We start from the raw sequence: 24,568 nt of genomic DNA on the forward strand, positions 1-24,568 counted from the left end.
GGTCAGTCCTCGTCCTTGGGCACCGGGCGCGGCTTCCACCCGTGGTCGTCCGATATGTGCCCCGTGTTCATGATCAGGCGCACGCCCGGCTCCACCTCGCGCATCGACATCGGAACCGTCCAGTTGTCCCACGCATGGATACCCGGCGACTTGACCAGGCCAACCATCGTCGCCGCCTGTGCGCCGCGCTTTTCATAAGCCAGTGTGCGGCCGGGCACGCTCACCTCCTTCGCCCATTCGTCCGCGCGCTCCTTCAATTCACGCTCGGCCAGATTTTTGATGGTGGTCGTCTCGCTGACGTTCCAAGCCCGCCTCACCAGCACGTCGATGGCCTCGGTGATCTCGGGCTTGTCGGGCTTGTCCAGCTCGCCCGCGCCCACGTTCGGGCTGAAGGTTTCGTTCTCCAGACGCATCAGGGAGAGCAAGGCACCGGTCAGGCCGCGATCCATCGCGCGCGGCGAGAACGGCGTCACCGACTGCGCTTCCACATGCTTGTAGAAGGTCGCGTGGTAATGCTCGAAAGTCTCGTAGTGCGAGAGGTCGCGCGGGCGTGCCCATGTGAGCACCGTGCAAACCAAGCCGGGGAAGGAACGGCCCACGCGGCTGGTGGCTTGGATGTATTCTGCCGTGCCCTTGGGCTGGCCGTTCACCGCCATTAGGCCGAGCCGGTTCACGTCCACACCGACCGACAGCATGTTGGTCGCCAGCACCACGTCGATGGCGCGGGTGTCGCCCTCGTTCCATTTCGTCACGTACTTCCCGGTGGCCGCGTCGAACGTGGCCTTGAACTTGACCTCCAGATCGTCGAGGTATTTCGGGATGTCCTGACTGGAGACGCGCGAGGTTAGCTCGCGGATGTTGTTGACGCTGCGCTGAGCGAGCGCGGGCCGTTCGACCATGCTCATCTGCACACGGTAGGAACGCGTCTGCACATCGTCCTCTGCCAAGCGCCGCATCCCGCCCAACTCGCGCAGCGAATTGAAGTAGCCGACCATCGTCATGTACGGGTCGGCGGGCTCGCCGAAGCGATCGAACAGGGCTTGGGCGGCGGTGAGGAAGGCGGTATAGACGCGGATCAACATCGCGGGCCGCGAGCTGCCCGGAGAACACACGCCCAGATAGCGCCGTCCGGGTCGCTCTTCGATCGGACGCTGCACCGAGAAGTAGTTGTCCTCCACGTCCAAGCCATGCGGTGGGAACACCGACACGCGCCGCATGAACACGTTGTTCACCTGCTCCTTGGCTTTGCGCACCGTCGCCGTGGAGGCGACGATCTTCGGCTTGACCGTCTTTCCATCTAGCGACCATCCGCACAGTTCATCGACGGCGGACTCGTACAGACCGACCATCGTGCCCAGCGGCCCGCTGATAAGGTGGAACTCGTCCTGGATGATCAGGTCGGGCGGTCGAATGGGGGGAACGGGCCTCACGGCTGCAGCTGGCAACCCCTTGGTCGCCCGGTGTCCGGTATTGCATTCGCAGTCAGGCCATAGCAAACCGTGGCGCTCGCATTCCTGACTCACCCGACCGAACAGTGTGCGCACCTGCCCGCGCCACGCCATCATGGCGAACTTGTCCACGGTGGCGATCATCATCGTCGGGGGGCGGTGGTAGATCTCCTCGTCCACCGTCAGCACCGGAATGCCCGGATACGGCGAACTGCTCGACCTGCCACGAGAGAACGTGCAACTGCTTTTCTTGTCGCCGCAGTACACGATCGTCCTACCGCGATCCTTGTCGACGACGACGTCTTTCCCAGGATCAATCGCAGAGCCACACCAAGGACAACTGGTGAGCTGAAGTGGTGAAGTACGTCCTGCTTTGTTCTTTCCCGAATCACGCAGAGCTTGAATGGCGTAGTGACTTTCCTCGGTCGTCCCCGGCGTCACCTTGTTGCCGACCCAAAGGCCGATGGTGAAAGGCTCCTTGCCGAGCGACTCATCACCTTGAACGAGAGCATCCCGCCGGAGTTTTTCCATCGAGCAGATCAATGCGGTGGCGCGCTGGAATTGCTGCAAGGTCAGCAGGCGCAGCGTGTAGCGCATGATCACGGCCAGACCACGAGAGGCGTCGTAGCCACCGAGCTTGCCTTGCAGACGTCGGATCGCCATGGTGAACGCCGCCACGCCCAGGTAGGCCTCGGTCTTGCCACCACCGGTGGGGAACCACAGCAGATCGGCATGGGCTTCCATCGGTTGCACGCGATCCGGATGCATGGGGTCGGCCAGCGATGGAATCGACAGCAGCAGGAACGCCAACTGGAAAGGACGCCAGCTACGGTTCTTCGGCAGGTCGAACTGATCTACGGAGACGACCCGGCCTCGCCGTACTTCGAGCGCGTACTGGCTGCGCACACGCTGGATCGCCATCGCCTTGTTGGCGAAGCGGAAAGCCGCCAATGCCTTTTCATCGCTCTTTAGCGTGTCGATGCCCTGCTGTAGACGCTTCTGGATTTCCTGACACCGATCCAACGCCTGTACCGCCGATGTGTCGTATCCGATCACGTCCTTGCCGATGCGCCCGCGCTGCTCGGCGATCCAAGCTGCGTAGTCCTTCGTCAGCACGTTTAGGGCATCGACCAACTCGTCCACTCCCAAGGTGGCGAGCCGCTGCATGTCGAGCAGGCCGCTTTCCACCATCTGCTTCATTGCCGGACGGTCGGCAGGGTCGAGACCCGGCGTCTCCGTGACCTGCACTTCGTATTGCGGCAAGACGGTGGTGCGCACTTCGGTGGCCAGCGTCACGTCGTCCGCCGTCTCGGCATGGACGGCGACACCGTGCCCGACCGCGAACTCCACGCGATTGCGATAGATCATCTCCAGCGACTCACGCTCCGGGTCGTTCCCGTCGGCGTCCAGAACCGGGCGGCGGCGGAAGATGGCGCGCTTGGATGCTTCTGCTTCCGCGCGCACGATCAGTTCCGGCTGGAACAACCATGCCGTGTCGCGGTTGGTGTCGGGTTCTTCCTGCGTGTTGATCAAGAACAGCGTCACCAAGCGGTCGCCGTTGGCGTTCTTGCCGCGGATGGAGCCTTGAATCCGCACTGCTGGACGGTTCGCGTCCGGTGCCTGATGGGGAATCACACCCTCGGCGAGCGGCAGCACCAGCTTCCCGCCGCAGGGAATGCGCCGCCAGACCTTGGCCTTCTGTCCATTGGGCCGCATCAGCTCGTGTTCTTCGTTGGGCACGCGCTCGTAACTGCCCCAACGCGCCTCGACCTCGATGCGCTCGGCATCGCCATCCACGCAGAAGGTCATGCCGAAGCTGCTGGGCACCAGCGATTGATTACTGGCGGCGTCGATCTCGTCGGAGGAATCCGATTCCGGTTCCACCCGCCCAGTCGCCGTGCCGAATTCGGCACCGGGTTCGTGCTGGCCGGGCACGATGGGGTCGGTAGGCTCCTCGACATCCTCTTCGGCCAGCGGACCTTCCAGTCCTTCGATGCCGCCCTGGGCATCATCGCGCGGTGCCAGTTTGCCAACCAGATAGCGGTCTCGCACGCTCATGTCCACGATGCGTTCGTGCGGGCCACCCGCCGGGCCGAGTAGATCATCTACCACGGCCAGTTGCAGCAGCTCGCGGATGTAGGCCCGATCCTCGACCGGCGGCACGCCACCCACGGTCTGATGCAGCGCCGAAGACAGGGCCGCGACGAACTCGTCCCACTGGATGCGCCCGACGTTGCCCGACGACGGCGGAGCCAACGAAACGCTGGCGACCGGCACTGGCGTATCGGCGACGGACAGCCGGTCGAAGAAGACCGTGGTCGTTTCGAGGTCGGAGCGGAGCTGCAACACGCGCCCGGCACGCACGATCTCTCCGGCAGGGTTCAGCACGAGCACCCAATCGTCCTCGGCGATGGCTTGATACAGGGAACGATCACCCTTCAAGACCAACGTATAGGGCGCGAGCCTGCAATCGGTGCCGAGACCGTGGTCGACGGCGATCCATGCGTTAGGAACGAAAGCCGTGCCGGCATTCGAATCATTTTTCATCATCGGTCTCCATACAGTTCCGTGTGATCGACACGTTCCTGCGTGCCATATGTGATCGGCTCGATGTCCCGGTGTGGGACGACGCGAGCGACGTTTTCGGCATCCTCCGTCAGCCCGAGTGCCACGGTCAGCCTGTCGCCCGCCTCGATTTGTCGTGCATTGCCGGAAGTTGGGTTCAATTCGATGAGTCGGAAATGCGTCGAAGAATCCGGCCGCCGATCCACGCGCAAACTCAATTCCTTTTGCGCTACCCCGATGGCTTGGCGATACAAGACGCAATTCGCCCCACCACCAGTGACGAATATCGGCAAACCCTCTCGCCAAGCCGCACTTCGCGGGTCTCCCCGTGCGCTGGTGCGCGTTCCATCGATGACGCCGACGATGCAGCGGACGACTTGTTCCACGAAGTCCTTATCGACTTTGACGACCTCGTCCAGAGGCTCGCCACTTCGTTGCCCGAAGTCATCGGACGATTCGACGGGTGCTGCATCGTCCCACGAAAGATCGAGGCCGAGTCTGGAATGACGGTTGTGACGTAGATAGTGTGTTCCGAGGGGGCGAACCGCAGAAAAGAAGATGGGTATGCGCGGCGGAGATGCCCGATCATTTCGCAAAACGACGTTGAACGTCGCCACGTCTAGGGTGGCCGCACCGACGTCGATCAGCGCGTGCAGACCTTCCTTCACCTGCGGCGACCCCAGATATCCCGCGATTTGGGCGACGAACTCCGGCACGACACCCGGTTCTGCTTCGAGGTCTATTGCAGAATCGGCCAAAGACCATGCAGCCAGGACGTCCTGCTCTGCGAGCCGATCTTCCGCCGCCAACAGCCACGCAGTTCGGGCGATGCGCCGGAATACATCGACGACCTTCGGGTTCTCGTGTGGCTCGGTGGGGCAGCCGATGTTCAGCTCCCAGCGCAGCGAACGCCCCACGAGTTTGCGTCCAATTTCCGCGTTCCGGTACAAGAACGCCCTCGCGTAGCGGATGACCAACGCCAGATATGCCACGGTGGCTATTGGGCATTCATCCGTCCCGACCATCTCGATGACCGGGAGCTTGAGGTTCCCTCGAACATCGGCTTCGGTGAGACGCCGCCAGCAGAATTCGCCATCTGGCGCACGCACGACGAAACCGGGAACCACGTAGCGCCCCGTTTCCGAATCGTCTCCCGTGACGGCAGACCATTCGACAGGCACCAGATCGACACCTGCGCGAATCGCCACCTTCGTGAAAGCGGTTCCAAAATCGACGCCGACCCTGACAACCATCGGTGCCGAGCGTTCACTGCGATGCTCGGGATGCTGCAACGATCTGCCGACGTCGCTCCACGCCGGCATGTTCAGCACACATCCGTCGTCGATGCGGGGTTTGAATGGCGGTGGGGTTGGAACCGCTGGGGGTGGCGGCGGCTTGGTGGCTGGGGCTACGACTGTGGCGACCGGAGCGGCCGGTTTCGGAACGGGATTCCGTGCTGGCGGCTTCTTCGGAGTCGGCTGACCACCAGCCAGCCACGCTGGCGGTGGATCGAAGTCGATCTTGGGCGGTTCATCACCTCGTTCCTTGCCGCGTCCCGACCCACGCAGTCCGTTCTTGAGATCCCGCAGCTGATCTTTCCAACTCTTCATGGACGACCTCCCGCCCGCACCACGTCCACGAGCAAGACGCAGATGTCGCGCGTCTCGGCCGAAAAGGCCTGACTTTTGCGCTCCAGCGTCGCCCGACGGGTTTCCATCCGGGCCAGAAAATCCTCCATCTTCTTGCGTTCGGCATTCGCCAAGCCCTTGCGCCGCTTGCCATCCGGGCTACTTCCATATAGCGATGCAGCGTATTCGTGATTGCTGATCCGTTTCTCGAACCCCTCGCGTTTCTTTCGGATGTGGTCATCCAATAGTTGGGAAAGCACGTCGGCGCGGTCTCTGTTCTCGCGCCATTTCTCATCCTTGATCGCCTTGTACCGATCCCTGAGCATTTCCTCGCTCCGCTCTGCGGCGGCTACCCCGGCATCCGCAAGGACATCCACCGCCACCGTCGGCCAGTCGTTCCCCGACTTCCTGACCGAGTCGAGCAAGGCTTCCGCCACCCGGTCGTCGAGGGATGGCTCACCGTCGAGAGGGACGGCAGCGACCAAGAGGTGTTCTTCTTCCTTCACGCCGGAAAAGCTCGCCAGCCGAGTCATCAGCGCATATCGGCCCGCCTCGATGCCTTCGGCAGCGACTCTGGCGGCGTAGAGCGGAAAGCGATCCGCCGACCCGTCGGCATTGCGCGACAGGAAGCGAACGATCGGATGGAAGCGATGGACGATCTCCTCGCCGGGTTTCGGCTTGTCGGTGATCCTGTCGGTGAAGCGGCAACGCTTCGTCTGGCCGGAGGCAAGACCCGTCTTCCCGACCAGATTCTCCCGCCTCACGAACTCGTCCAGTTCCGCAGCAAAGCCAGGGCTCAAGCCGATGTCGAACGTGTCGGCATCACCGTGCGCAGCATTGATCCGACAACCGGGAACGTTTCTGAGGCACCCATCGACGTAACGAATCAGATCGTGCCGGGTGACGATCTTTCCATCGCCGCGCGCGGCTTCGATCTGCGCCAGCAGTTGCTGACCGTGTGCCACCAGTTGGATCGCCTCTCGCTCCAGCTCTTCCTGTTTGCGTTTGGCGTTCTCGATCGCCAGCGCCACTTCCTCGATCAAGCGCGCTTCTTCGTCGGTGGTCAGATGCTTCGACAACAAGACGTCTTCGAGCTTGCGCACTTGACCGAGGATTTCCTCCGTTTCCCCCAAAGTGCTCTCGAAAACACCGATGCGCTTGGCCAGCCTCGCAATGATGAGTGCATCGATCGTGTCCTTGTGGACGAAGTTCCACACCAAGATGCGCTTGGATTGTTGACCGATGCGATCGATACGACCGATCCGCTGCTCGATGCGCATCGGGTTCCATGGCAGATCGTAGTTGACGACGAGGCGGCAGAACTGCAAATCCACGCCTTCGGCGGCCACGTCCGTGCAGACCAACACGCGGCAGTTCCTGTCCTCGCGGAAACCAGACACCACGGCTTCCTTGTCGAACTCCGCCCCACCCATCAGCAACCCGGCCTCCACGTTTTCGGCGGAAAGCCGCTCGACGAGATAGCGCGCCGTGCCGCGAAAGGTGGTGAACACGATGGCCTTGGCGTCTCGATCCTCGGTCATGAATCGCTTGAACGCCTTGGAAAGCTCGGCGAATTTCGAGTCGTTCCTGCTCAGGTCGCCGAAGCCGAACTGGGGCAGTGTTCTGCTCGCCAGCCACTGTTTGAGGCCAGATGTCCGTTCGGCCAGCTGTTCCTCGTCTTCGTCGATTTCGTCCATCGCCGCCGCGAGGGCGTCGGCGTCGAGGCCGTCGTCGCGCCACGTCCGCAGCAAGGCGGCCGGACTGGACGCAACCATGCGTTGCGGCGTGGAGAGCAGGAAACCGTGCTCGATGCCATTGGCCAGTGCATACTCCCGCGTTCCGTCGGTGATCGCCTGATAAAGCTCCCGCTCCACGGGCGACATTTCCGCCTCGAACACCGTGACGTCACGCAACACGCGGTCGGACTGCACCTCCCGTTTGCGCGTGCGGCTGACGATGTGCGCGAGCAAGTTGAGCCGTTCGAGTTTCGCGGCGATGTCGATACGCCTGTCGTTCGTCCAGTCCTCGATCGCCTCCGCTTCCTCGATCAAGCGATCGACGCGCTTGGATCGCTCGAACCATCGTGACGACTCGATTTCGCGTATCGCCGCCATAATCTGGTCGGCATCGCTCGTCGGATCACGCACGACGTCGCTCGCGGCGATCACCGGACGATTGGCGAGGACGACGTTTCGGAAGTCCTCCGGATATTCGAAATGATCCGGGTCGAGTAGCCGCAACACATTGAACAAGTCATCCGAACCGAGATTGATCGGCGTCGCCGAAAGCATCAACTGGTGTGTGCTGACATCCCTCAGCAAGCTGCCCGTCCGCCATGCGCCCGTTTCTTCGTTGCGCATGTAGTGCGCTTCATCGAAGATCACCAAGTCCAGCAGGGGTTCTTGATCGGCGTGCTGGTAGAGCAAGTCGGCGAGCCGGGCGCGAACCGATCGCTTGGGGTTGTCGCTCTCGTTGGCGTCCCAATCACTCGGAACGCGGATGCCTTGGTAGCTGACGATCCACGCGCGTTCCCGGTGTTCGGTCGAACTCAGTTCTTGTCGCAACGTTTCCGCATCGACGACACGGGCATCTAGACCGAAGCGAGACGAAAGCTCGAACCGCCACTTCTCCCGCAGCATGGCGGGGCACACCACCAATAGGCGGCGCATGTCGTAGCGGGCACGCAGTTCAGTCCAGATCAGTCCCGCCTCGATCGTCTTGCCCAGACCCACCTCGTCAGCGATCAGCAGGCCATTGATGGGCGAGTCCAGCAGGGTGAGCAACGGCTTGTATTGATGCGGGTAGAAGTCGGTCTGGGTCAGACCCATCGCATAGACGACGTTCGACAGCCGCCCGGCCAGATGGATGTGCGTCAGCAACTGGCGCAGGTCATCCACGCGTCCGTAACGCCCTTCACGGATCAATTCCAGAGGATCGTCGCCACCCGCATCGGCCGCGACCAACTCCTCCTCGTAGTGCCAATCCAGCCGGCCGTTCCAGTTCACGCGATACTGCTGGCCAGATGCGCGCGCCCGAGTTTGATCCGTGACCGTGCCGATCTTGGCTGGATCATCGATATGGCGAACGAGTTGTCCTGGACTCCACGGCATACGGGTCGCTCCTTGCTATTCGATCAGTCGGTATCGGGTTCCGCGCCGCTCGCCTTGGCGTTCGACTTTGCCGCTGGAGGTCAGCTCGCTGATGGCGGTGTTCCACTGGCCATCCGTGATATCAGTGGCAGCGAGAATGTCGGACTTGGCGTGCCAGCCGGGGTGGGCTTTCAGGTGTTCGACGATGGCGTGGGCGGGGCCGGCGCGGTAGTCGGGGCGTGGATCGGCGGCTTTGAGGTATTGGCCTTCATTGGTGGGTAAGGTGCCGAAGTCGAGCGATGGTTGCGGAACGTCGGTGCTAGTACGGTGGCGTTTGCTGGACGGCGTTTGCGCACCACCGTTGGCTTTAGCCGCTGCCTCGAAGCGTTCACGGTTGAGCGTCACGAGCCTGTCCAACAGCGTTGCCGTGGAATCGGCGGACAACGCCCACCGCCATTTGTCGTTCGCGGAGCCGCCGTCGAACTCACGGAAGTCATAGGTCACGTCCACATCGCTCCAGCCGTAGGCGGCTGCGACTTCGGCGTCGATGCTGGACAGCAGACGCCGCAATTCAGCGATGGTTGCATCGGAGTTGTTCGGTGAATGGATGGCGTTCATTACGTCAGTCAAGCCAGAACTGTGTGCCGAACTGAACTCGACCGCGAGACGGTTGAACTGCGTTGCCGCTTCCACGCCAGCCGATGCCACGCTTCGTTCTGGAACCGGATACTTGGCAACCGACTCGCTGATCGAAAGCCGGAAGACGTTGCTGAGGTGCCGGCTGGAGAAACTCTCAAGCCAGACACGGAAGAGTGAGCTCAAAGTAATCGCTGGCTCATCGCCTCGCTGTATTGCAATGAGCAGAACGCTGTTTATGTAAATCCAGTTCGTGGGAACGATCATCCCGAACGGATGCTTTGTATGTTTCGAATAGGCGATACATGTTTCACGAACGCGGAGCTTGGCTAATAGCGCGACTCTGTTGTTCCAGAACTGCCACCAGCGGTCGATCAGTCCCTTGTAGCTCTTGAGCGCCGCGACCGTGCGGGTCGGCTGCACTTCCTCGACGATGAAGCGATGCGCCACGGGCCATCTGTGAGCGATCTCATCCAATCCCAAATCACCGATATCGAGCGCCCATCGTTCGATTCGATTCAGCGCCGAACTGGTGATGTCGTCGCCGGTGATGTAGGGCCGCAGCAGACTGCCAGGCTCGTTCTTGAGCCGGTCGAACCACGGGCTGGTCGGAGTAATGACGAAGGCCAGTCCCTTGCTGTTGTTTACGCCCTCGAAAGCAAAAGGAGCGTCGGTCAAGGCCTGCGGCGCCCAGACGTCCGCCGCCTCCGGTTCCAGCCTCGGCCCAATGCGCGGGCAGCTTCGTCCATCGGCATCGCAGTCGGCCTGCCACTCGCCCTTGTAGAAGCCGACTATGGCGACGACGACCGACGCCGCACCCGGCCACGGCATCCCTTTTCTGGCGAAATGGATGTCACCGTTCTGGACGATGACGCCCAAGCCGACCTCTATCGCGCTGCCTTCCGCGATGTTGCTGGTCGCCAGCATCCCATAGCAGCCATCGGGTCGAAGCAGGTCGACTGCCCGTCGATGGAAAACGACACAAAGGTCGATCTTGCCCGGCGACGCGCCAAGCACCATCTGACATTGCCACTGCAATCTATCGCCCAGCGCGCCTTTCCACAGACGGTTGCCGAGGAATGGCGGATTGCCGACCAAAGCATCGAACCCGGATGATGTTCTGGCGAATACTTCAGGGAACTCCAACGGCCAATGGAATGGGGTGCGAGTGGGCTTGCCCAGCGGCAGATCGACGCTCAAAGTTTCCCCCGCACGCTTCAAGATGGCATCGAGGGCGTTGCGGTCGCCCGCCACCGCTTGACCGGCTTGGATGGTTAGTATCGTGGCCGCGCTTTCGATTGCGGTCGCGTTACCGCCTAAAGCCAACATTTCCCCGATAAATGCATCAGCGATGCTTTCCGGCGCTGCCAGCCTGCGGCGCGCGTCGGCGTCCAGATGCGCCATCGCCTCCACATCTCGAATGTCGCGAATGGGCATTTCGCGCAGCTGTTGTCGCAGTTCGATGGCCTCGCGCACGGCCTGTTCGATGTTCTGGCCGAACAGGCGCAGTTGCCCTTGACCCGTGGGGTTCATCGAAAGCTGGGTGAGCTGATCCAGCCGGTGGATGCCGAGCAGGCTGTCGCCACAGCGCAGGTTGTGATCGAGGAAGCCGAAGGGGCGACCCTTGGCCAGCGTCACCAGCCAGATGGAGAGCTTGGCCAACTCGACTGCGAGCGGATTCAGGTCGACGCCGTAGAGGCAGCGTTCGGCGATGAGACGTCGGGCGACGATGGTGCGCGCCTCGGTGTCACGCGGCAGCGGCTCGATGCTGGCGTCTGCGGTCATCACACGCCCGTCGATACCGACCGTGTGCCCCTGCTTCTCGGCCTGTGTCCACGATTCCACCAAACGGTCGGCCAACCAGCGGCAGGCTTGCACCAGGAATGCGCCCGAACCCATCGCCGGGTCGCAGATCTTTAGGTCGAGCAGTTCGGCGGGTGATTTCAGTACCCAATCCGCGCGCGGTGTGCCCTGCGCGGGGCCGACGTAGGCGACGGGCGTGAGCGTCTCGGTGACGATGGCCTCGGTGAGCGACTTCGGCGTGTAGTGGGTGCCGGTTTCACGCCGGTCGGAGCCGGTGGTGACGATGAAGGCACCAGTGGGATAGACCAGCGGGTAGCCCCACGGGTCGGTGCGCACCAGATGGCCGAAGGGTTTGATGCGGTCGCGCAGTGCCGTGTCGCCGTGGCAAGCCGTCAGCAGGCGGTCAGCAAGCGCATCGTCCACGGTGCGGGCCAGATCGTTGCGCACGCGGCTGGCGGAGCTGCCAGAGCGCTGCTGGAGCAGTTCAGTCAAGCGCTCGGTGCCATCCAGTCGCGCGGATTCGAGTTCGGCCAGCGTAACCCACGGCGAGTGCGCGCTCTTGGTGGCGTCGAGTTCCAGCGTGACATCCAAGGTGCGCTTGACAGTGCGCTCCAGCAAGCCCTCATAGACGTAGCCGATCTGCTCCACTTCCAGCGCCCGGTAGGACAGCGTGCGCCCCTGGAATTGCTGGATGGCTTCGAGCAACAACAGGACGGTGCGGTTGTCGATGGGCAGCGGTTTGGCGACATCAATGCGCCAATCGGAACCCTTCGCGCGGCCTTCGAGGAAGGGGAAGCGATCCGGGTCGAACAACGAGCCGCCCAGCGCGGGCAGGCGCAGGTTTTCGTGCTCGATGCCGCCATACACGGCGCGGAACACGGCCAGCAGGCGCGACCACGCATCCCAGCGGCGCTCCAGAATCTCATCCGATTCGGCGCGCAGTTGCATGCGCAGGGTCGAGAGCGCGTAGTTGGCTTCGTAGCGTTCGTCGCCCAGGAGCAGCAGACCGCGCTCCTCGGCGGAGAGCAGGAAGACCAGCCGCATCATCACCGTCAGCGCGGCCTCGTAGAGCTCGGCGGGCTTCACGTCACGCAGCAGTTCGCGGTCGCGGTCTTGGTCGGCCTTGTCGAGCGCCTGGATCAGCACTTCGACCGCACGCCGCACCTGCTCGCCAAGGGCGTCGGTCACTTCGTCCTGGAACTTCAGCGAACGGTCGAGCAGCGCGGGCAGCCGCTCGGACTCGTCCACGAAGAAGCGCCGGATGCCCAAGAGGTGGACGAAGGCTTGCAGGGTGACGGGTTCCTGGCCCCAGATGCGTGCATACCAACTGGCGAAGGTGGTGACCGCGCCCACCGGCGCATCGACCAGCATCCAGCGTTCGCCGTTGGTGACCAGCCCGAGGCGACAACCCTTGGCACGGCAGAGCGTCACCATGCGTTCCGCCGGTGTGCTGGCCCAACCATCCAGCTTCTGGGTGGCATCGAGATCGATGTCCGGCCCGTAGGCGTGGACGAGCATCAGCGGCTGGTCGCCATTGCCGACGACGGCGAAGTCCGGCGACAGGCTCACGCCGTGTTCCGGCAGCGCGACGGTCAGGTGATTGGCGCACCAGTCTTTGCGTTTGAGTACGTCGCCACGACCGTCCTCGTCGAGTTCCAGTCCGCGTGACAGCACCTCGTCGATCCACGCCGTGTGCAGGTCTTCGAGCCGGGGATCGTCGGTTTCCTGCGCGTCACGCCATTCATCATAGGCCTGCCGCAGCCGCTTGCGTTTGGCTGCGTCGAGTTCTTCCAGCCCTTGCGGGAAGGCTTCCTTCAGTACGGGGACGGCGAGGAAGGGGCCGGAAATCTCGATCAGCGAGAGCCATTCGTGGTGATGATTCGTTTGGCTCATGCTTGAGCCCTTTTGAAATCTGGTCGAAGCTCTGGCACTCCTGCTGCCTCAAGTAACGTTTGAACTCGGTCGAATCTGGCCGGATCAAGGGTCGAGTCAATGGCTTTGCCCGGTGGTATCCAGATGACCATACCGAGACGTGCGCGTGTAAGCAGTACGCGGTAGCGATTGCGTACATAGGTTCGCTCAATGTCGCTACGCACCTGATGCCAGGTACTGCCGCGGAACTTGCGGTACTCCCAGGCACCAGGCTTGAATGGTGTCAAATCGCCACCCCAACACAGACCTACCCAGTCGAGCTCAAGCCCTTGGCATTCGAACTCCGATGCCGCCACCTCAAGGGCATGACTCGACCGGACGTCCGCAGGCGGCATCAAGAACCACTTCTCGAACGAATAATCCAGTCGGAAGGCGCTGGATCGCTCCAAACCATAGGCGCGCAAGCGTTGATCCTCCGACGTGGCGATCAAGCCGGAGCGCTGGCCGTTGTCCGGTTCGCTTCTTGCACGCAACCATGCCTTGGCGATCTTGAGATCGCGAGTGAAATAGAATGGGAACTCCCGGCAATCCGGCATGAGCGACCGCGCACATTCGGTATCAAGGGAGAGCACTGCATCGACCCACTCTGCTAGCCGTTGCGCGCGAAAGCTCCTGACTCCGACACCAAGGTGGGCCAATGGCTCAGGTCGGAACTCAATGCCAGAGGGAATGCCATCAGCAAACAAGCGGTGTCCGGATACGCTGGCCCCTCCGGAGACGACTTCGGGAGAGGCGACGACTCGCCAATCCGGCCGAACCGCAACTGCTCGTCCCCATTCCTCCAGACCTGCCTCGCCGAGAAATATCTCCTGCCCACCGCCGACGAGCGCGATGATTACGGCCCATCCGTTCAGTCGATCCATCACGTCGAAGAGTTCGGCAGCCTCCGAACGATCCACCCCTTGTTTGCGCAGCATCTGTTTCTGATCCCATGCGCGTTGGGCCTCGTCGAAGACGACGACGTGCTCGTGCGGCAATGCCGTTGGATGTTCGCGGTGGTAGCGCAAGAACTGGTGAACGTTCTGGATGAAGGTCGAGACTTCATGAGCGCTATCCTGGCGCCGACGCCCCGCGCGCTGTTGACTCAACACCAAAGCCTCTCGTACGACTTTGACCAGGGGGCCGTTGCCGGACAAGAAGATGCCTGACGGGCCGCCTTCCGCACGCAGAGATGGATCGTGGACGAGGTTGAGCCCTGTCAACGTTTTGCCGGCCCCAGGAACGCCGGTAACGAAGCACACATAACGTCGGTTCTGCGTACGTGCATCCCTGATTACCTCCGCCAGCAGGTCCGTCGTAGCATCCAAGTTGCTGGCGTAGCTGTGGCTGATCTCGCGAACGTCGTGGTTCTCGTAAAGGCGCTCAGCTGCCTCGATGACTGATAGCGTGGGACGATACGGTGCGTCGACCCAGGTGTCGGCATCGATGGGTGCGCCGTGAGGATCGTGTTGCGCCGAGTAAGCCGACAGCAGCACGTTTGCTAGGTCGTCTGCATTGGTGAGCCGTATGGGGGCGACACGCGAGTTCGAAATTGGGGGCGAGCTGGTGACAATTGGCGCGGCAGTGGAGCAAAGCACCGGCACGATCGCTCGCCCGGAACTGCCGCCGTGGAAGTCACGTAAGTTCAAGCAATAGTCTTCTACTTGCCAGCGGGACGATGCGTCGTGAGACGTGGCTCCGACCTTGAACTCGATTACCAGAATAACGTCATCAGCAAGCAAGATCGCATCGGGGCGCTTCTGTCGGCGCGGCAGTTCATATTCGAGGATCAGGTGCCAGTCTTTGGCCGCCCCGTACCTCTGTATCAGTTCCGACGCACAGCGTTGCAGGAGCATGACCTGAGTCTTCCACGTCTCAATCTGGGTCGTGCGTGTGACTTGTATGCCGGTCGATGCAACCGCGTCGGTGAGTTCGCCCAGCAACTGGACATCATCGACAAGCATGAAGTCTGATAACGGGTATCGAACGCCACGACTCATCTCGTGCCTCCCTCCGGCACGACGAAGATCACCGCGACCGGGAAGGTGCGGTCGTCGAGTTTGGCGTAGCGGGCTTCTATGGCTTGTATCTCCATTTGGCGTTCATCGGGGATGCGTGCGATGCGCGCTTCCAGCGCGGCGATGTCGCGCCGGAGCTGCGTGCGCTCGTCTTCGGTGAAGAGCGAGAGCTGTTCGGGTTGCTGCTCTTTCTTCAACTCGGACCGGATGGCCTGCTCCAGTTCATCCAGCACGGTGCCGATGTCGTCGATTTCCTGCTGCTTGCGGGTCTGGAGCGTGTTGGTCAGGTAGCGGAGACGTTCTTTGGAACGGGCATCCACCGCTTTCAGGATGGCTTCCTGCTGGCGATCGAAGCGGGTGCGAAGCGCATCGAACAAGGATGGGGCTGCGGTGATGGGCTTTGTCTCATCCAGCCATTGCTGGACACGGGTGACGCCTTCTTCGCGGCGGAAGGACTGGTCACGCAGATAGCCACCCGAGACCGTCAGCTCTTCGTGCAGCCGATGATGGTTGCCACCGGTGACGACCAGCCGCGAGACGACGACCACGGCGGGGCCATCGACGAGCGCATCCGGCACGGTGCGGACGGTAACGCGGTGCAGCTTCTTCACATCGTCCTGCGCCCAGATTTCGGCGCGCAGCAGGCGTAGGCACATCTGCACCAGGCGATGGTTCAAATGGACGAGCACCACGTCGTCGCGGCCACTGGCGATGGCGTGGTCGAAGGTGATGGGCCGTATCTTCTGGGTGTGCGGGTGGCGCAGCCCTTCCAGGCAGCGTGCCCACGAGCCGGATAGCGCGGGCATGCGGAAGACGGTGCCCGAGGGTGTGCCCGCCAGTTCGACGGGTTCCAGCGGCGGACGGCCCGCCAGCGCGAGGCCGGTCTTCACGGCCATTAGGACGTGGTCGGGCGTGAGGTGGAAGTCCTGTTTTGTGGTGAGCAGGCACTCATGGAGTTTGGCGACCCGCTCCTTCAATTCGCGCTCGGCGCGCACGAAGTTCTTGGCCCGGGCGATCCGCGCCTCGGCCATGCGGGTGTCCAAGTCCTTCAGCGAGCCTTCAATGAGGCCGGACATCTGCGGCGCGATGACTGGATTGACGCTGCCCATGTCGGCGCGCATCGAATCCAGCTTGCGCAGGGCACGCAGGATGTCCTCGCCGTGGCCACCGACCGGTGTGCCGTTCGCACCGCCGCCATCGACCGGGTGCCAGATCAGCACTTCCTTCTCACGCTGGCCGTGGCGGTCGATACGCCCGTTGCGCTGCTCCATCACGTTGGGGTTGTAGGGAATCTCCAGGTGGATGAGCCGATTGCAGTGGTTCTGCAAGTCGATGCCTTCGGACGCCGCATCGGTGGCGAGCAGGATGCGCACGGGCGAATCCTGCGGCGAGGCTTGGAACGCCGCCTTGATGGGTTCGCGCTCTTCTTGGGAGAGGCCACCGTGCAGCAGGCCGAGACGCTCGCCGCCGAAGCCGTGGCTGGCGAGAATTTGATGCATCCACTGATGCGTAGTGCGGTATTCGGTGAACAGGATTACCCGGCGGTTGTTCCACTGGCCATCCGACTTGAGGTTGGCCGTGAGCCAGTCGAGGATGGCCTTGGCCTTGGAGTCGGCCTGATTGCGGGCACGTTGCGCCCACGCGCGCAAATCGTCCAGCAGCGCCTGCTGCTCCGCCGTCAGCGGCATTGAGCGGCGCGTGGCTTCCTCAATGGCTTCGGCTTGGGCGTTCTCGACTTCGCTGTCGTCGGCGTAGTCCTCGTCGGCCTTCAGGATGGCCTTGTGCAGGATGCGCTCGGCCATCGCGTCCGGCTTCGCGGGCCGGGCTTCGGACAGCGATGCGACGTGCTTTTCGAGCGTGGACGCGAACGCCGCTGGCGACGAGAGCAGACGCTTCTTGAGGAGCCGGTTGACGAAGGCCGTGCCGAAGCCGTTGCCTGATTTCTCGGCGTCCTTTTCGCGGCTGGCGCAGTAGTCGTCCAGCTTGCGATGAATCTCGCGCTCCTCCGCCGTGTACGGAACTTCGAGCGCCTGCAAGGTACGGCGGGCATACAAAGGGTTGCCCTGCGCATCGACCAGATCGCTTTTCAGGCGACGGATCATCACCTGACTCAGGCGCTTCTCATCGGGGAGGATATTGCGCGCGAAACGCTGGTCGTCGAGCAGTTCCAGCAGCGAGGTGAACGACTCGGTGTAGCCGTTGTGCGGCGTTGCGGTCAGGAACAGGCGATGCTGGAAGTGCGGCCCGATGGCGCGGACGAAGCGTGTGCGCTGGCTCTCCAGCGCGTAGTGCGCGCCTGCGGCGGGCGCGACGTTGTGGGCTTCGTCCACGACCAGCAGGTCGAACTTGCGCAGATGGCCGACGTGCGGTGGAATCACGTCGCGCATGGCGCGCAAGCCCTCGCCGCTCTTGGCCCAATCCATCGACGTGATGAGGCGCGGATGCGACGTCCACGGGTTGGCGTGGATGCCGCGCTCGCGCCGCAGTCGCTTGATGTAGTCGGTATCGACCACGCGGAAGTCGAGGCCGAACTTCTCCAGCATCTCGACGCGCCACTTCTCCTGAAGCGACGCGGGGCAGACGATCAGGACGGCGCGCGCGCGATGCCGCAGCAGCAGTTCCTGAATGACCAGACCGGCTTCGATGGTTTTGCCGAGGCCGACGTCGTCGGCAATGAGCAGGTTGACGCGCGCCATGTCGATGGCGCGCACCAGGGGATCGAGTTGGAAGTCCTCGATGCTGACGCCGCTACGGAACGGGGCTTGGAGAAATCCACGATCGGCATTGGTGGCCGCACCCCACCGCACGGCATCGAGGAAAGCGTCGAGCGTATCGGAGTCGTCCTGCCCTGTGACCGAAGGCAGGCCAGCTCGCTCGATGACCTGAGCGCCCGGCTCGATCTCCCAGACGACTTGCAGTTCTTCGCCGAGACCGTCCTCGTCGATCGACGACAACGTCAGGCAGTGTTGAGGCGTACCGGTATCGAGTCCGGCGGCATTGACGTCCGCCACCACCCACTGACGGCGGCGCACTTCGACGAGTTGCCCTGGCTCGGGGCGAGCGCGATATGTCTGAGGTTGCTGTTCGCTTGCGATGTCCATGCGGTGGTCATCTTCCTTTTCAGTTCTTCGCGTCGACCTTGGCGACCACGCTGGCGACCGTCGCGGCGGCCTTGGCTGGCGACTCGTGCAACCAGAAGCGCAGCGCCGTCCAACCGGCGGCCTCAAGCCGCGCGTTTGTGTCCGCGTCCCGCTGGCGGTTGGTCTCGATCTTCTGCCTCCAGAACTCCGCGTTTCGCTTTACGTAGCATGTTCTGGGCAACCGTGCCAGAAGCAGCCATCGACGAAGACGGCGATCTTGCGACCGGGCAACGCCACGTCCGCGACGCGGCGCGGTTTCTTCAGCACCTCGTAGCCGACCCGGTAGCGCAGGCCGATGCGATACATCTCCCGCCGTAGCGCCCGCCCTGCGTTCGTACCCGTCTGCCTGACCTTCGCCATGCGGTGACTGGCATGGGATGGCGAAGGTAGAGGGCTAGGCAACGGGCGCTCCACGTCAGCCCATCACCGTGCGACCAGGGCGAGGTGCCGATTGATGCTGCGGGCGATGGCGCGACCGAGATCGACGGGCACCGCGTTGCCGATGAGCCGTCCGAGTACCTTGAAGCTGACCTCACCACGCTTCGGGATGAATTTGTAGTCACGCGGAAAGCTCTGCAAGATCGCCGCTTCACGCAGCGAGATGGCCCGATCCTGCTCGGGGTGGCCAAAGCGGCCATTGCCGAATCCAAAGCACTGGGTCGTCATCGTCGGCGCGGGCTTGTCCCACTCCATGCGTCCATAGACGCCCGGATAAGTGCGCCCGCTGTCTGCGCGGTGGCAATCGGCGACGAGGTTCTTCGGCCAATCGCGCCAAGTGCCGCCGGGTTTGGACGCCTTGATCCGCTTGAGATTCGTTTCGGAGAGCGTCGAGGTGACGTGCAGTTTGTCCTTGGGAGCGGATTCACCGGCGCTGAGATGACGCAGGCGACCGATGGCTTGCTTCACCGTCTTGGGTTTCTTGCGCGTCGGCTCGATCATCTCGATCTTGCCGTGCTTGGATGCCAACAACACCATCCGACGTCGCATCTGCGGGACGCCATAGAGGGAACTATCGACGACGTCGTGCCAGACCTCGTAGCCGAGCCGTTTCAGCGTATCCACGAAATCGTGAAAGACCTCGTGCTTGGCGACGGTTGGCACGTTCTCCATCGTGATCACATCGGGATTGGCGCCCTTCGCGAGGCGAGCGAACTCGTACAGGAGACCCCACTTGCCATCTTTAGCGTTTAGTTCGTAGCGCTGCGCGTAGGTCGAGAAGGGTTGGCATGGCGCGCAACCAGCTAATACAGTGATTTCTGCGCCGGAAAACATTCCTTTAAGTTCTCGGGCAGAAAATCTTCTGATGTCGCGCTCAATGAACTTGGCCTTCGCGTTGTTCTGTTCGTAAGGAAATCGACAAGCGGGATCAAGATCAATTCCCGCGACGACGTTAAGCCCCTCCAGGATAAATCCATGCGTAAGTCCACCTGCTCCGCAAAATAGATCAATGCATGCAATAGTGTTCTTCATTAAACGTCCACATGTCTACAGAAGTTGTAGCACTCACTTCATGTCATCATCAATCTTCGAGCATCAAATCTTGGCTAAGATTGATCTCAAAATGTGAGTTGACACGGCTTAGCCAATTCTGGGCGAAAGGTCGATTAAAAGCCAATTCGAGCTTGGTCGAATTCCTCGGCGCATGGGTGCTGTGAGGTCGGTCGTTCCTTTCCAGTCGAACCCGAGCCATATCGCTTCGGAGAGAACGTTGATTGGGAGCTGAGAAGAACGCCAAACCGGTACTCCTGCGGATTGGCTTTCCATCCTGATGCTGGATGACATAGGTGCTGGGAGTCGTCATTGCCCAATGCAAACCGAACATGTTTCATTCCCCGTTTACCGTCTCTAACACCGACCGAGTTGATGGATTGATCCTGCCCCCGTTTCACGGACACCCGCCTAAGCGACGTTTGCCTTCTCGAACTGCTCCGGACTGAGATAGCCAAGAGTCGAGTGCAGGCGGTTTCGATTGTAGTCAACCTCGATGTACTCGAACACGTGCGCACGCGCCTGCTCGCGCGTGGCGAAGCGTTCGCCGTGGATCGCCTTGATCTTGCCCCCGTTTCACGGACACCCGCCTAAGCAGCGTTTGCCTGCTCGAACTGCTCCGGACTGAGATAGCCAAGAGTTGAGTGCAGGCGGTTTCGATTGTAGTCAACCTCGATGTACTCGAACACGTGCGCACGCGCCTGCTCGCGCGTGGCGAAGCGTTCGCCGTGGATCGCCTCGACCTTGAGGCTGTGGTTCCAGCTTTCCATCGCCGCGTTGTCGTAGCAGTTGCCCTTGGCGCTCATGCTGGCGATCAGGCCATGCTGGTCGAGGAGGTCGCGGTGCTCGTGCGAGCAGTACTGGCTGCCGCGATCGGTGTGCATGAGGACGCCGCGCGGCATCCTGCGGTTGAACAGCGCCATGCGCAGCGCGTCGCACACCAGCGAGGCCGGCATGCGATCGCCCATCGACCAGCCCACGATCCGACGCGAGTACAGGTCCATCACCACCGCCAGGTACAGCCAGCCTTCGTCCGTTCCGATGAACGTGATGTCGCCCACCCATGCCTGATTGGCCCGCTCCACCGTGAAGTTCTGCTGCAGCCGGTTCTCCGCCACCGGCAGCGCGTGGTTCGAGTTCGTCGTCGCCGTGAACTTCCGCGCGGCCTTGGCACGCAGGCCCTGACGACGCAGGCTCATCGCCACCTGCCGACGTCCTCGATGCAGGTGACGCGACAGCCGCGGCGAACCGGCGCGGCCCTTGTGGGCCTTGAACTCCGCTTCCGCCTGCGCATCCAGCGCGGCTCGCGCCTGTGCCCGCTTCGATGCGCCCCGCTTGCGCCAGTCGTAGTACCCGCTCGCCGACACCGACAGCACCCGGCACATCAACCGCACCGCGAACTCGCCCTCGTGTTCCCTCATCGTTGCGTACTTCACTTCGGCTGCTTCGCGAAGTACGCCGCCGCCATTTTTAGGAAGGCGTTCTCCTCTTCCACCCGCGCCAGCTCACGCCGCAGCCGCGCCAGCTCTGACTGCTGCAGCCGCTGCGCTTCGTCGTTCTGGCCCTGCTGCTGCGCCTTGGATCGCCACGCGTACAGCTGCGCCGGCGCCAGGCCCGGCTCCTGCGCCGCCGCCGGCACCCCGTCCTTCACCGCCCTCAGCAATGCCTGCTGCTTGAACTCCGCGCTGAAGCGCGACCGCCGCGCCTTCCGTCCTGCCGTCTTCGTTGCCATGATGTCCGCCTCGGTTTGCGATAGTGAATCGCTTAACCGGGTGTCCGTCGAGCGGGAGCAAGATCAGATCAGCATTCGTATGGAGGTGCGCGCCCAGCCAGCAAAGCTTCGACTTTCAGGACACGTCCCATCGCCAAGGCCTGAATCGGCGATTGTCCCAATGCATTGTTCCATTCCGTCAGGAATTCGCCTAGCCGTTGGTGGTGGAACGGTCCACCAGCGGGTCCGGCACTGAAAGCGCGCGCCGAGAGTTCGTACAGATCGGGATAGAGTTGCCGGAGAGTTTCGATCGCGAGCGAACGGGCTTGCATCACCGCGCGTACGACGGTGTTCATGTCGGATGTTGTGTCCATGGGATCGTCCTGTTGGGGGCTCGAAATGTGAATGCGCTGTCTGCGTTGGCATGTGCACTTAGCCGACCGAATGGAACTCGCGCCCTCGGAGCAGACGGGCATATGCCGATCCGCGCTCTTGGACATCAGGACCGTACACCTTGCCCTTCTCATGGATTGCGACGCATGACGTTGGTGTGTGGCCGCCGATGGATGACAGCTGGGCGAGTAGAGCGGGACTACCGAGGGAGGGCTTGATGTTTACGGCGTCCGAACCGGTGCATTCGCTTCGTACGGATTGAGGGGGGCGCGGTCCGGGCTGCTCGGCGACCACGGCCGGTGCGGGTGGCGATTTCGCGAGCGCAGGTCGCGTTCAGCGCTGGACTGATCGAAGGCGCGCACCAGGCTTGCGACAGCCATGAGCGGCTTGCCGCCCAGGTGCTTCCATTGCCCTGACAACAGCGAGCGCATCGCGACGGCGCCGTCAGGCCAGCGCTTAGCCAGCCGTTCCAGCGCAGGATGCAGTTGGGCCAGGCCGACCAGCTCGTGCCCCATGGGGTGCATGTGCGATGTGTCCGGGGCGTAGCACCAGAGCTTGCCCACATCGTGCAGCAGGGCAAATGCGATTCCTACGTCGCGCTCCAGGTTGCTCAGGCGCGGGGTATCGCGGACGTTTTCAGCCATCTCGATGGAGTGCTGTGCGAGCCCGCCAGGGAACGCGTGGTGATGCGCGCGCGACGCCGGACAGGTCCAGAAATCGTGGTACACCGATGACATGGAGAAGACGTCACTGAGGAAGCGGCGCAGGGGATTGGTTTTACAGGCATCCACGACTTCCCGGCACCGTTCCACGATGTCGCTGGGTTGGCCAAATGCATCGGGGATGAGCTCGAACACGTCCATGTCCGGGTCCGGCGTAATCCGTGTCACCACATGCGTGGTGCCGTTTCGAGTGTCCAACGGCAGCGCGCGAACTTCCGCCTTGAGCACGCGATCCGGATGCGCCGGCAGTGGCGGCAGCCAGGACACAGCATCGATCTGTTCGTACTCGTGCAGCAGGCGGACGTGATGCACGCCGGTCTCGAACGTGGCCACATGCGTGACGACGGCACGGATGAGGATGGTGTGGATGTCAGGAATCGAGGTTTCCATGGCGCACTCCGTGGTTCAGTTGGAGGGTGTGGCTAGCAACTGGCGCAGGGCCGCGCGCAGTTCCTTGGCGGACATCGCCGATACCTGTTCGGGCGTGATGGGTGTTGCTGCTTCGGTTTGCGATTGACTGCGGGAGTTCAGGAAGCCGGTGATCGCCAACCCGTCCTGGCGCGTGAGGTTGGGTACGAACCGCGAGTACACCGTGAACAGCATCTGGGTGTTCGCGTGTCCCATTAGCTTGGCAATCCACTCCGGGTTTTCGCCTGCGGCCAGCATCAGCGTCGCGGTGGTGTGGCGCGTCTGGTAGGGACGCCGCTTTTCGACGTCGAGGTATCTCAGCAGCGGATACCAGATTCGGTTCGCGAAGTTGTGCGCATCGATCGGTGCGCCATCCCGCGAGCAAAAGACGAACTCGCTGTCCGGATGGCGCGTGCTCCATTGCGCATCCAGTGCCTCGCGCACGATGGGCAACATCGGGATGTCGCGCAGCGAGGTTTCGGTCTTCGCGTTCTCCTCCAGCTCACCGGCGGAGAAGACCTCGCGTACCAGGATCAAGCCCCGTTCGAAGTCCACGTTTTTCCATTTGAGCCCGTTGATCTCACCCGTCCGCATGCCGGTGAAGAAGCGCACGGTGATGTAGTTGCGATAATCGGCGCGGATCGTGGTGCGAATGCGCTCCACCTCGTCCATCGCGAAGGGTTGCACCTCGGATTTCTTGCCCTTCAGCCGCTTGATGCCCTTGAACGCATCCGGCAGGTCGAAACGATCGGCGGCCTCGGCCATCATCTGGCGCAGGATGACCATGACCTTGTTGATGGTGGCCGAGGAGAGCGTCTTGTTGCCGCGACCCGGAAGGTCCGCCAGCCGTGCACGAAACGAGAGCACCTCGGCCTTGGTGATCTGATCGAGGGGCCTTGGTCCGAAGTTCGGAAGCAAGTGCCTGTCGAAGATCACATCCACGGCGATCCGATGCAGGCGCCTCCACTGGGGCGCCATCTCAGCACGCCACGTTGCGGAAAACTCGCCAAAGAGCGGCACGTTGGCTGCGGTGTGTGCCGATGGCAGGCGCATCGAGCGGGCGGGAACGCTCAAAGCGCCATTCGACGACTCGAACCGTGCAGCGCGCGGGCTGGCGGGGAAGGTGGCCGCGTAGTCGAAGGTCCCTTGGCGGATTTCCTTCTCGATTCGATTCAAGAGGGCCTGAACCGAGCGTCGATTCGCGGCCGTATCCTCAAGTGCGGTTTGCTCCCTGCAGCGCACGCCCCGATAGAAGAAATCCAGGTAGAGCGTCCCCGTCTCGGGGCGAGTGCGGACCTTAGCCATGGGCCACCCGACCGTTGGCCATTGGGATGGAAGTTGCGTGCATCACTTCGTTCGGAGCCATCCGGGCAGAAGCGCTGCCGATGTCGCGTTGTATCGCCTCCCAGATGAAGAGCAGCTTCCGCCCGCCGAACGGACGGATGTAGTGGACCCCCTCCAGCAGCACAGCGTCCTTCAGGCGCGTCCGAATCGTTCTTGCGTCGTAGTGGATCAAGCTGGCGAGTTGATCCGTAGTCAGGTATGTTTCCACGTGCGCCTCCGTTGTTTCTGATCGACGTACGTCGCGTATAGGCGACGCTTGTTGTC

14 protein-coding genes and 1 pseudogene are annotated in these 24,568 nt (G+C 62.4%); all 15 read right to left on the reverse strand.

Going from position 1 to position 24,568, the window contains the following annotated elements; all coding sequences use genetic code 11:
- Window positions 1–2 precede the first annotated feature (2 nt).
- The 15 genes and pseudogenes from drmA to KF907_RS06135 all read right to left on the reverse strand — a co-directional run bounded on the left by drmA (window position 3) and on the right by KF907_RS06135 (window position 24,512).
- On the reverse strand, window positions 3–3,995 hold the full coding sequence (gene drmA / locus KF907_RS06065; protein WP_291219040.1) for a DISARM system helicase DrmA: 3,993 nt from the start codon (window positions 3,993–3,995) through the stop codon (window positions 3–5).
- Window positions 3,995–5,623: a hypothetical protein gene (locus KF907_RS06070; RefSeq protein WP_291219041.1), complete on the reverse strand. Its 1,629-nt coding sequence runs from the start codon at window positions 5,621–5,623 to the stop codon at window positions 3,995–3,997. The genes drmA and KF907_RS06070 overlap by 1 nt, the downstream gene beginning before the upstream one ends.
- Window positions 5,620–8,751, reverse strand: a complete 3,132-nt coding sequence (gene drmD, locus KF907_RS06075; protein ID WP_291219042.1) for a DISARM system SNF2-like helicase DrmD — start codon at window positions 8,749–8,751, stop codon at window positions 5,620–5,622. Before drmD (KF907_RS06075) ends, KF907_RS06070 begins: the two co-directional genes overlap by 4 nt.
- Before the next feature lie 15 nt (window positions 8,752–8,766).
- Window positions 8,767–13,062: an Eco57I restriction-modification methylase domain-containing protein gene (locus KF907_RS06080; RefSeq protein WP_291219043.1), complete on the reverse strand. Its 4,296-nt coding sequence runs from the start codon at window positions 13,060–13,062 to the stop codon at window positions 8,767–8,769.
- A complete protein-coding gene (locus tag KF907_RS06085; protein WP_291219044.1) occupies window positions 13,059–15,080 on the reverse strand; it encodes a DUF2075 domain-containing protein in 2,022 nt (673 codons plus the stop codon). Before KF907_RS06085 ends, KF907_RS06080 begins: the two co-directional genes overlap by 4 nt.
- The gene (gene drmD, locus KF907_RS06090) at window positions 15,077–18,199 is read right to left on the reverse strand and encodes a DISARM system SNF2-like helicase DrmD (RefSeq protein ID WP_291219045.1); all 3,123 of its coding nucleotides are present in this window, start codon (window positions 18,197–18,199) and stop codon (window positions 15,077–15,079) included. Before drmD (KF907_RS06090) ends, KF907_RS06085 begins: the two co-directional genes overlap by 4 nt.
- 19 nt (window positions 18,200–18,218) lie before the next feature.
- Window positions 18,219–18,419 carry a PDDEXK family nuclease gene (locus KF907_RS06095; protein ID WP_291220327.1) on the reverse strand — a complete coding sequence of 67 codons (201 nt, stop codon included), beginning with the start codon at window positions 18,417–18,419 and terminating at the stop codon, window positions 18,219–18,221.
- Window positions 18,398–18,598, reverse strand: a complete 201-nt coding sequence (locus KF907_RS06100) for a PDDEXK family nuclease (protein WP_291219046.1) — start codon at window positions 18,596–18,598, stop codon at window positions 18,398–18,400. Before KF907_RS06100 ends, KF907_RS06095 begins: the two co-directional genes overlap by 22 nt.
- Window positions 18,599–18,661: 63 nt before the next feature.
- Entirely contained in the window at window positions 18,662–19,708 is a 1,047-nt protein-coding gene (locus KF907_RS06105) for a DNA cytosine methyltransferase (RefSeq protein WP_291219047.1), read from the reverse strand.
- A gap of 429 nt (window positions 19,709–20,137) precedes the next feature.
- Window positions 20,138–20,293: pseudogene (locus KF907_RS06110) on the reverse strand (IS3 family transposase); the annotation flags it as partial.
- Between the two features lie 23 nt (window positions 20,294–20,316).
- A protein-coding gene (locus tag KF907_RS06115) for an IS3 family transposase (RefSeq protein WP_291219048.1) occupies window positions 20,317–21,458 on the reverse strand; the annotation gives its coding sequence in 2 pieces (ribosomal slippage) (window positions 20,317–21,194 and window positions 21,194–21,458; 1,143 coding nt in all).
- Window positions 21,459–21,526: 68 nt separating this feature from the next.
- The gene (locus tag KF907_RS06120) at window positions 21,527–21,811 is read right to left on the reverse strand and encodes a hypothetical protein (RefSeq protein WP_291219050.1); all 285 of its coding nucleotides are present in this window, start codon (window positions 21,809–21,811) and stop codon (window positions 21,527–21,529) included.
- Between the two features lie 240 nt (window positions 21,812–22,051).
- The gene (locus KF907_RS06125; protein WP_291219051.1) at window positions 22,052–22,942 is read right to left on the reverse strand and encodes a TraI domain-containing protein; all 891 of its coding nucleotides are present in this window, start codon (window positions 22,940–22,942) and stop codon (window positions 22,052–22,054) included.
- A 15-nt stretch (window positions 22,943–22,957) separates the two neighbouring features.
- Window positions 22,958–24,265 (reverse strand): Arm DNA-binding domain-containing protein, encoded by a 1,308-nt coding sequence (locus KF907_RS06130; RefSeq protein ID WP_291219052.1) that lies wholly within the window; start codon window positions 24,263–24,265, stop codon window positions 22,958–22,960.
- Window positions 24,258–24,512, reverse strand: a complete 255-nt coding sequence (locus KF907_RS06135) for a hypothetical protein (protein WP_291219053.1) — start codon at window positions 24,510–24,512, stop codon at window positions 24,258–24,260. The genes KF907_RS06130 and KF907_RS06135 overlap by 8 nt, the downstream gene beginning before the upstream one ends.
- Between the last annotated feature and the right edge of the window lie 56 nt (window positions 24,513–24,568).

Source organism: Dokdonella sp., assembly GCF_019634775.1.
Taxonomy (GTDB): domain Bacteria; phylum Pseudomonadota; class Gammaproteobacteria; order Xanthomonadales; family Rhodanobacteraceae; genus Dokdonella.

What these genes read in the sequence shown, in the direction of transcription:
- drmD (WP_291219042.1), bottom strand. Translation starts at nt 8,751, where the DNA reads ATGCCGTGGAGTCCAGGACAACTCGTTCGCCATATCGATGATCCAGCC.
- KF907_RS06120 (WP_291219050.1), bottom strand. Translation starts at nt 21,811, where the DNA reads ATGGACACAACATCCGACATGAACACCGTCGTACGCGCGGTGATGCAA.
- KF907_RS06105 (WP_291219047.1), bottom strand. Translation starts at nt 19,708, where the DNA reads ATGAAGAACACTATTGCATGCATTGATCTATTTTGCGGAGCAGGTGGA.
- KF907_RS06085 (WP_291219044.1), bottom strand. Translation starts at nt 15,080, where the DNA reads ATGAGTCGTGGCGTTCGATACCCGTTATCAGACTTCATGCTTGTCGAT.
- KF907_RS06125 (WP_291219051.1), bottom strand. Translation starts at nt 22,942, where the DNA reads ATGGAAACCTCGATTCCTGACATCCACACCATCCTCATCCGTGCCGTC.
- KF907_RS06080 (WP_291219043.1), bottom strand. Translation starts at nt 13,062, where the DNA reads ATGAGCCAAACGAATCATCACCACGAATGGCTCTCGCTGATCGAGATT.
- drmD (WP_291219045.1), bottom strand. Translation starts at nt 18,199, where the DNA reads ATGGACATCGCAAGCGAACAGCAACCTCAGACATATCGCGCTCGCCCC.
- KF907_RS06130 (WP_291219052.1), bottom strand. Translation starts at nt 24,265, where the DNA reads ATGGCTAAGGTCCGCACTCGCCCCGAGACGGGGACGCTCTACCTGGAT.
- KF907_RS06100 (WP_291219046.1), bottom strand. Translation starts at nt 18,598, where the DNA reads ATGGCGAAGGTCAGGCAGACGGGTACGAACGCAGGGCGGGCGCTACGG.
- drmA (WP_291219040.1), bottom strand. Translation starts at nt 3,995, where the DNA reads ATGAAAAATGATTCGAATGCCGGCACGGCTTTCGTTCCTAACGCATGG.
- KF907_RS06070 (WP_291219041.1), bottom strand. Translation starts at nt 5,623, where the DNA reads ATGAAGAGTTGGAAAGATCAGCTGCGGGATCTCAAGAACGGACTGCGT.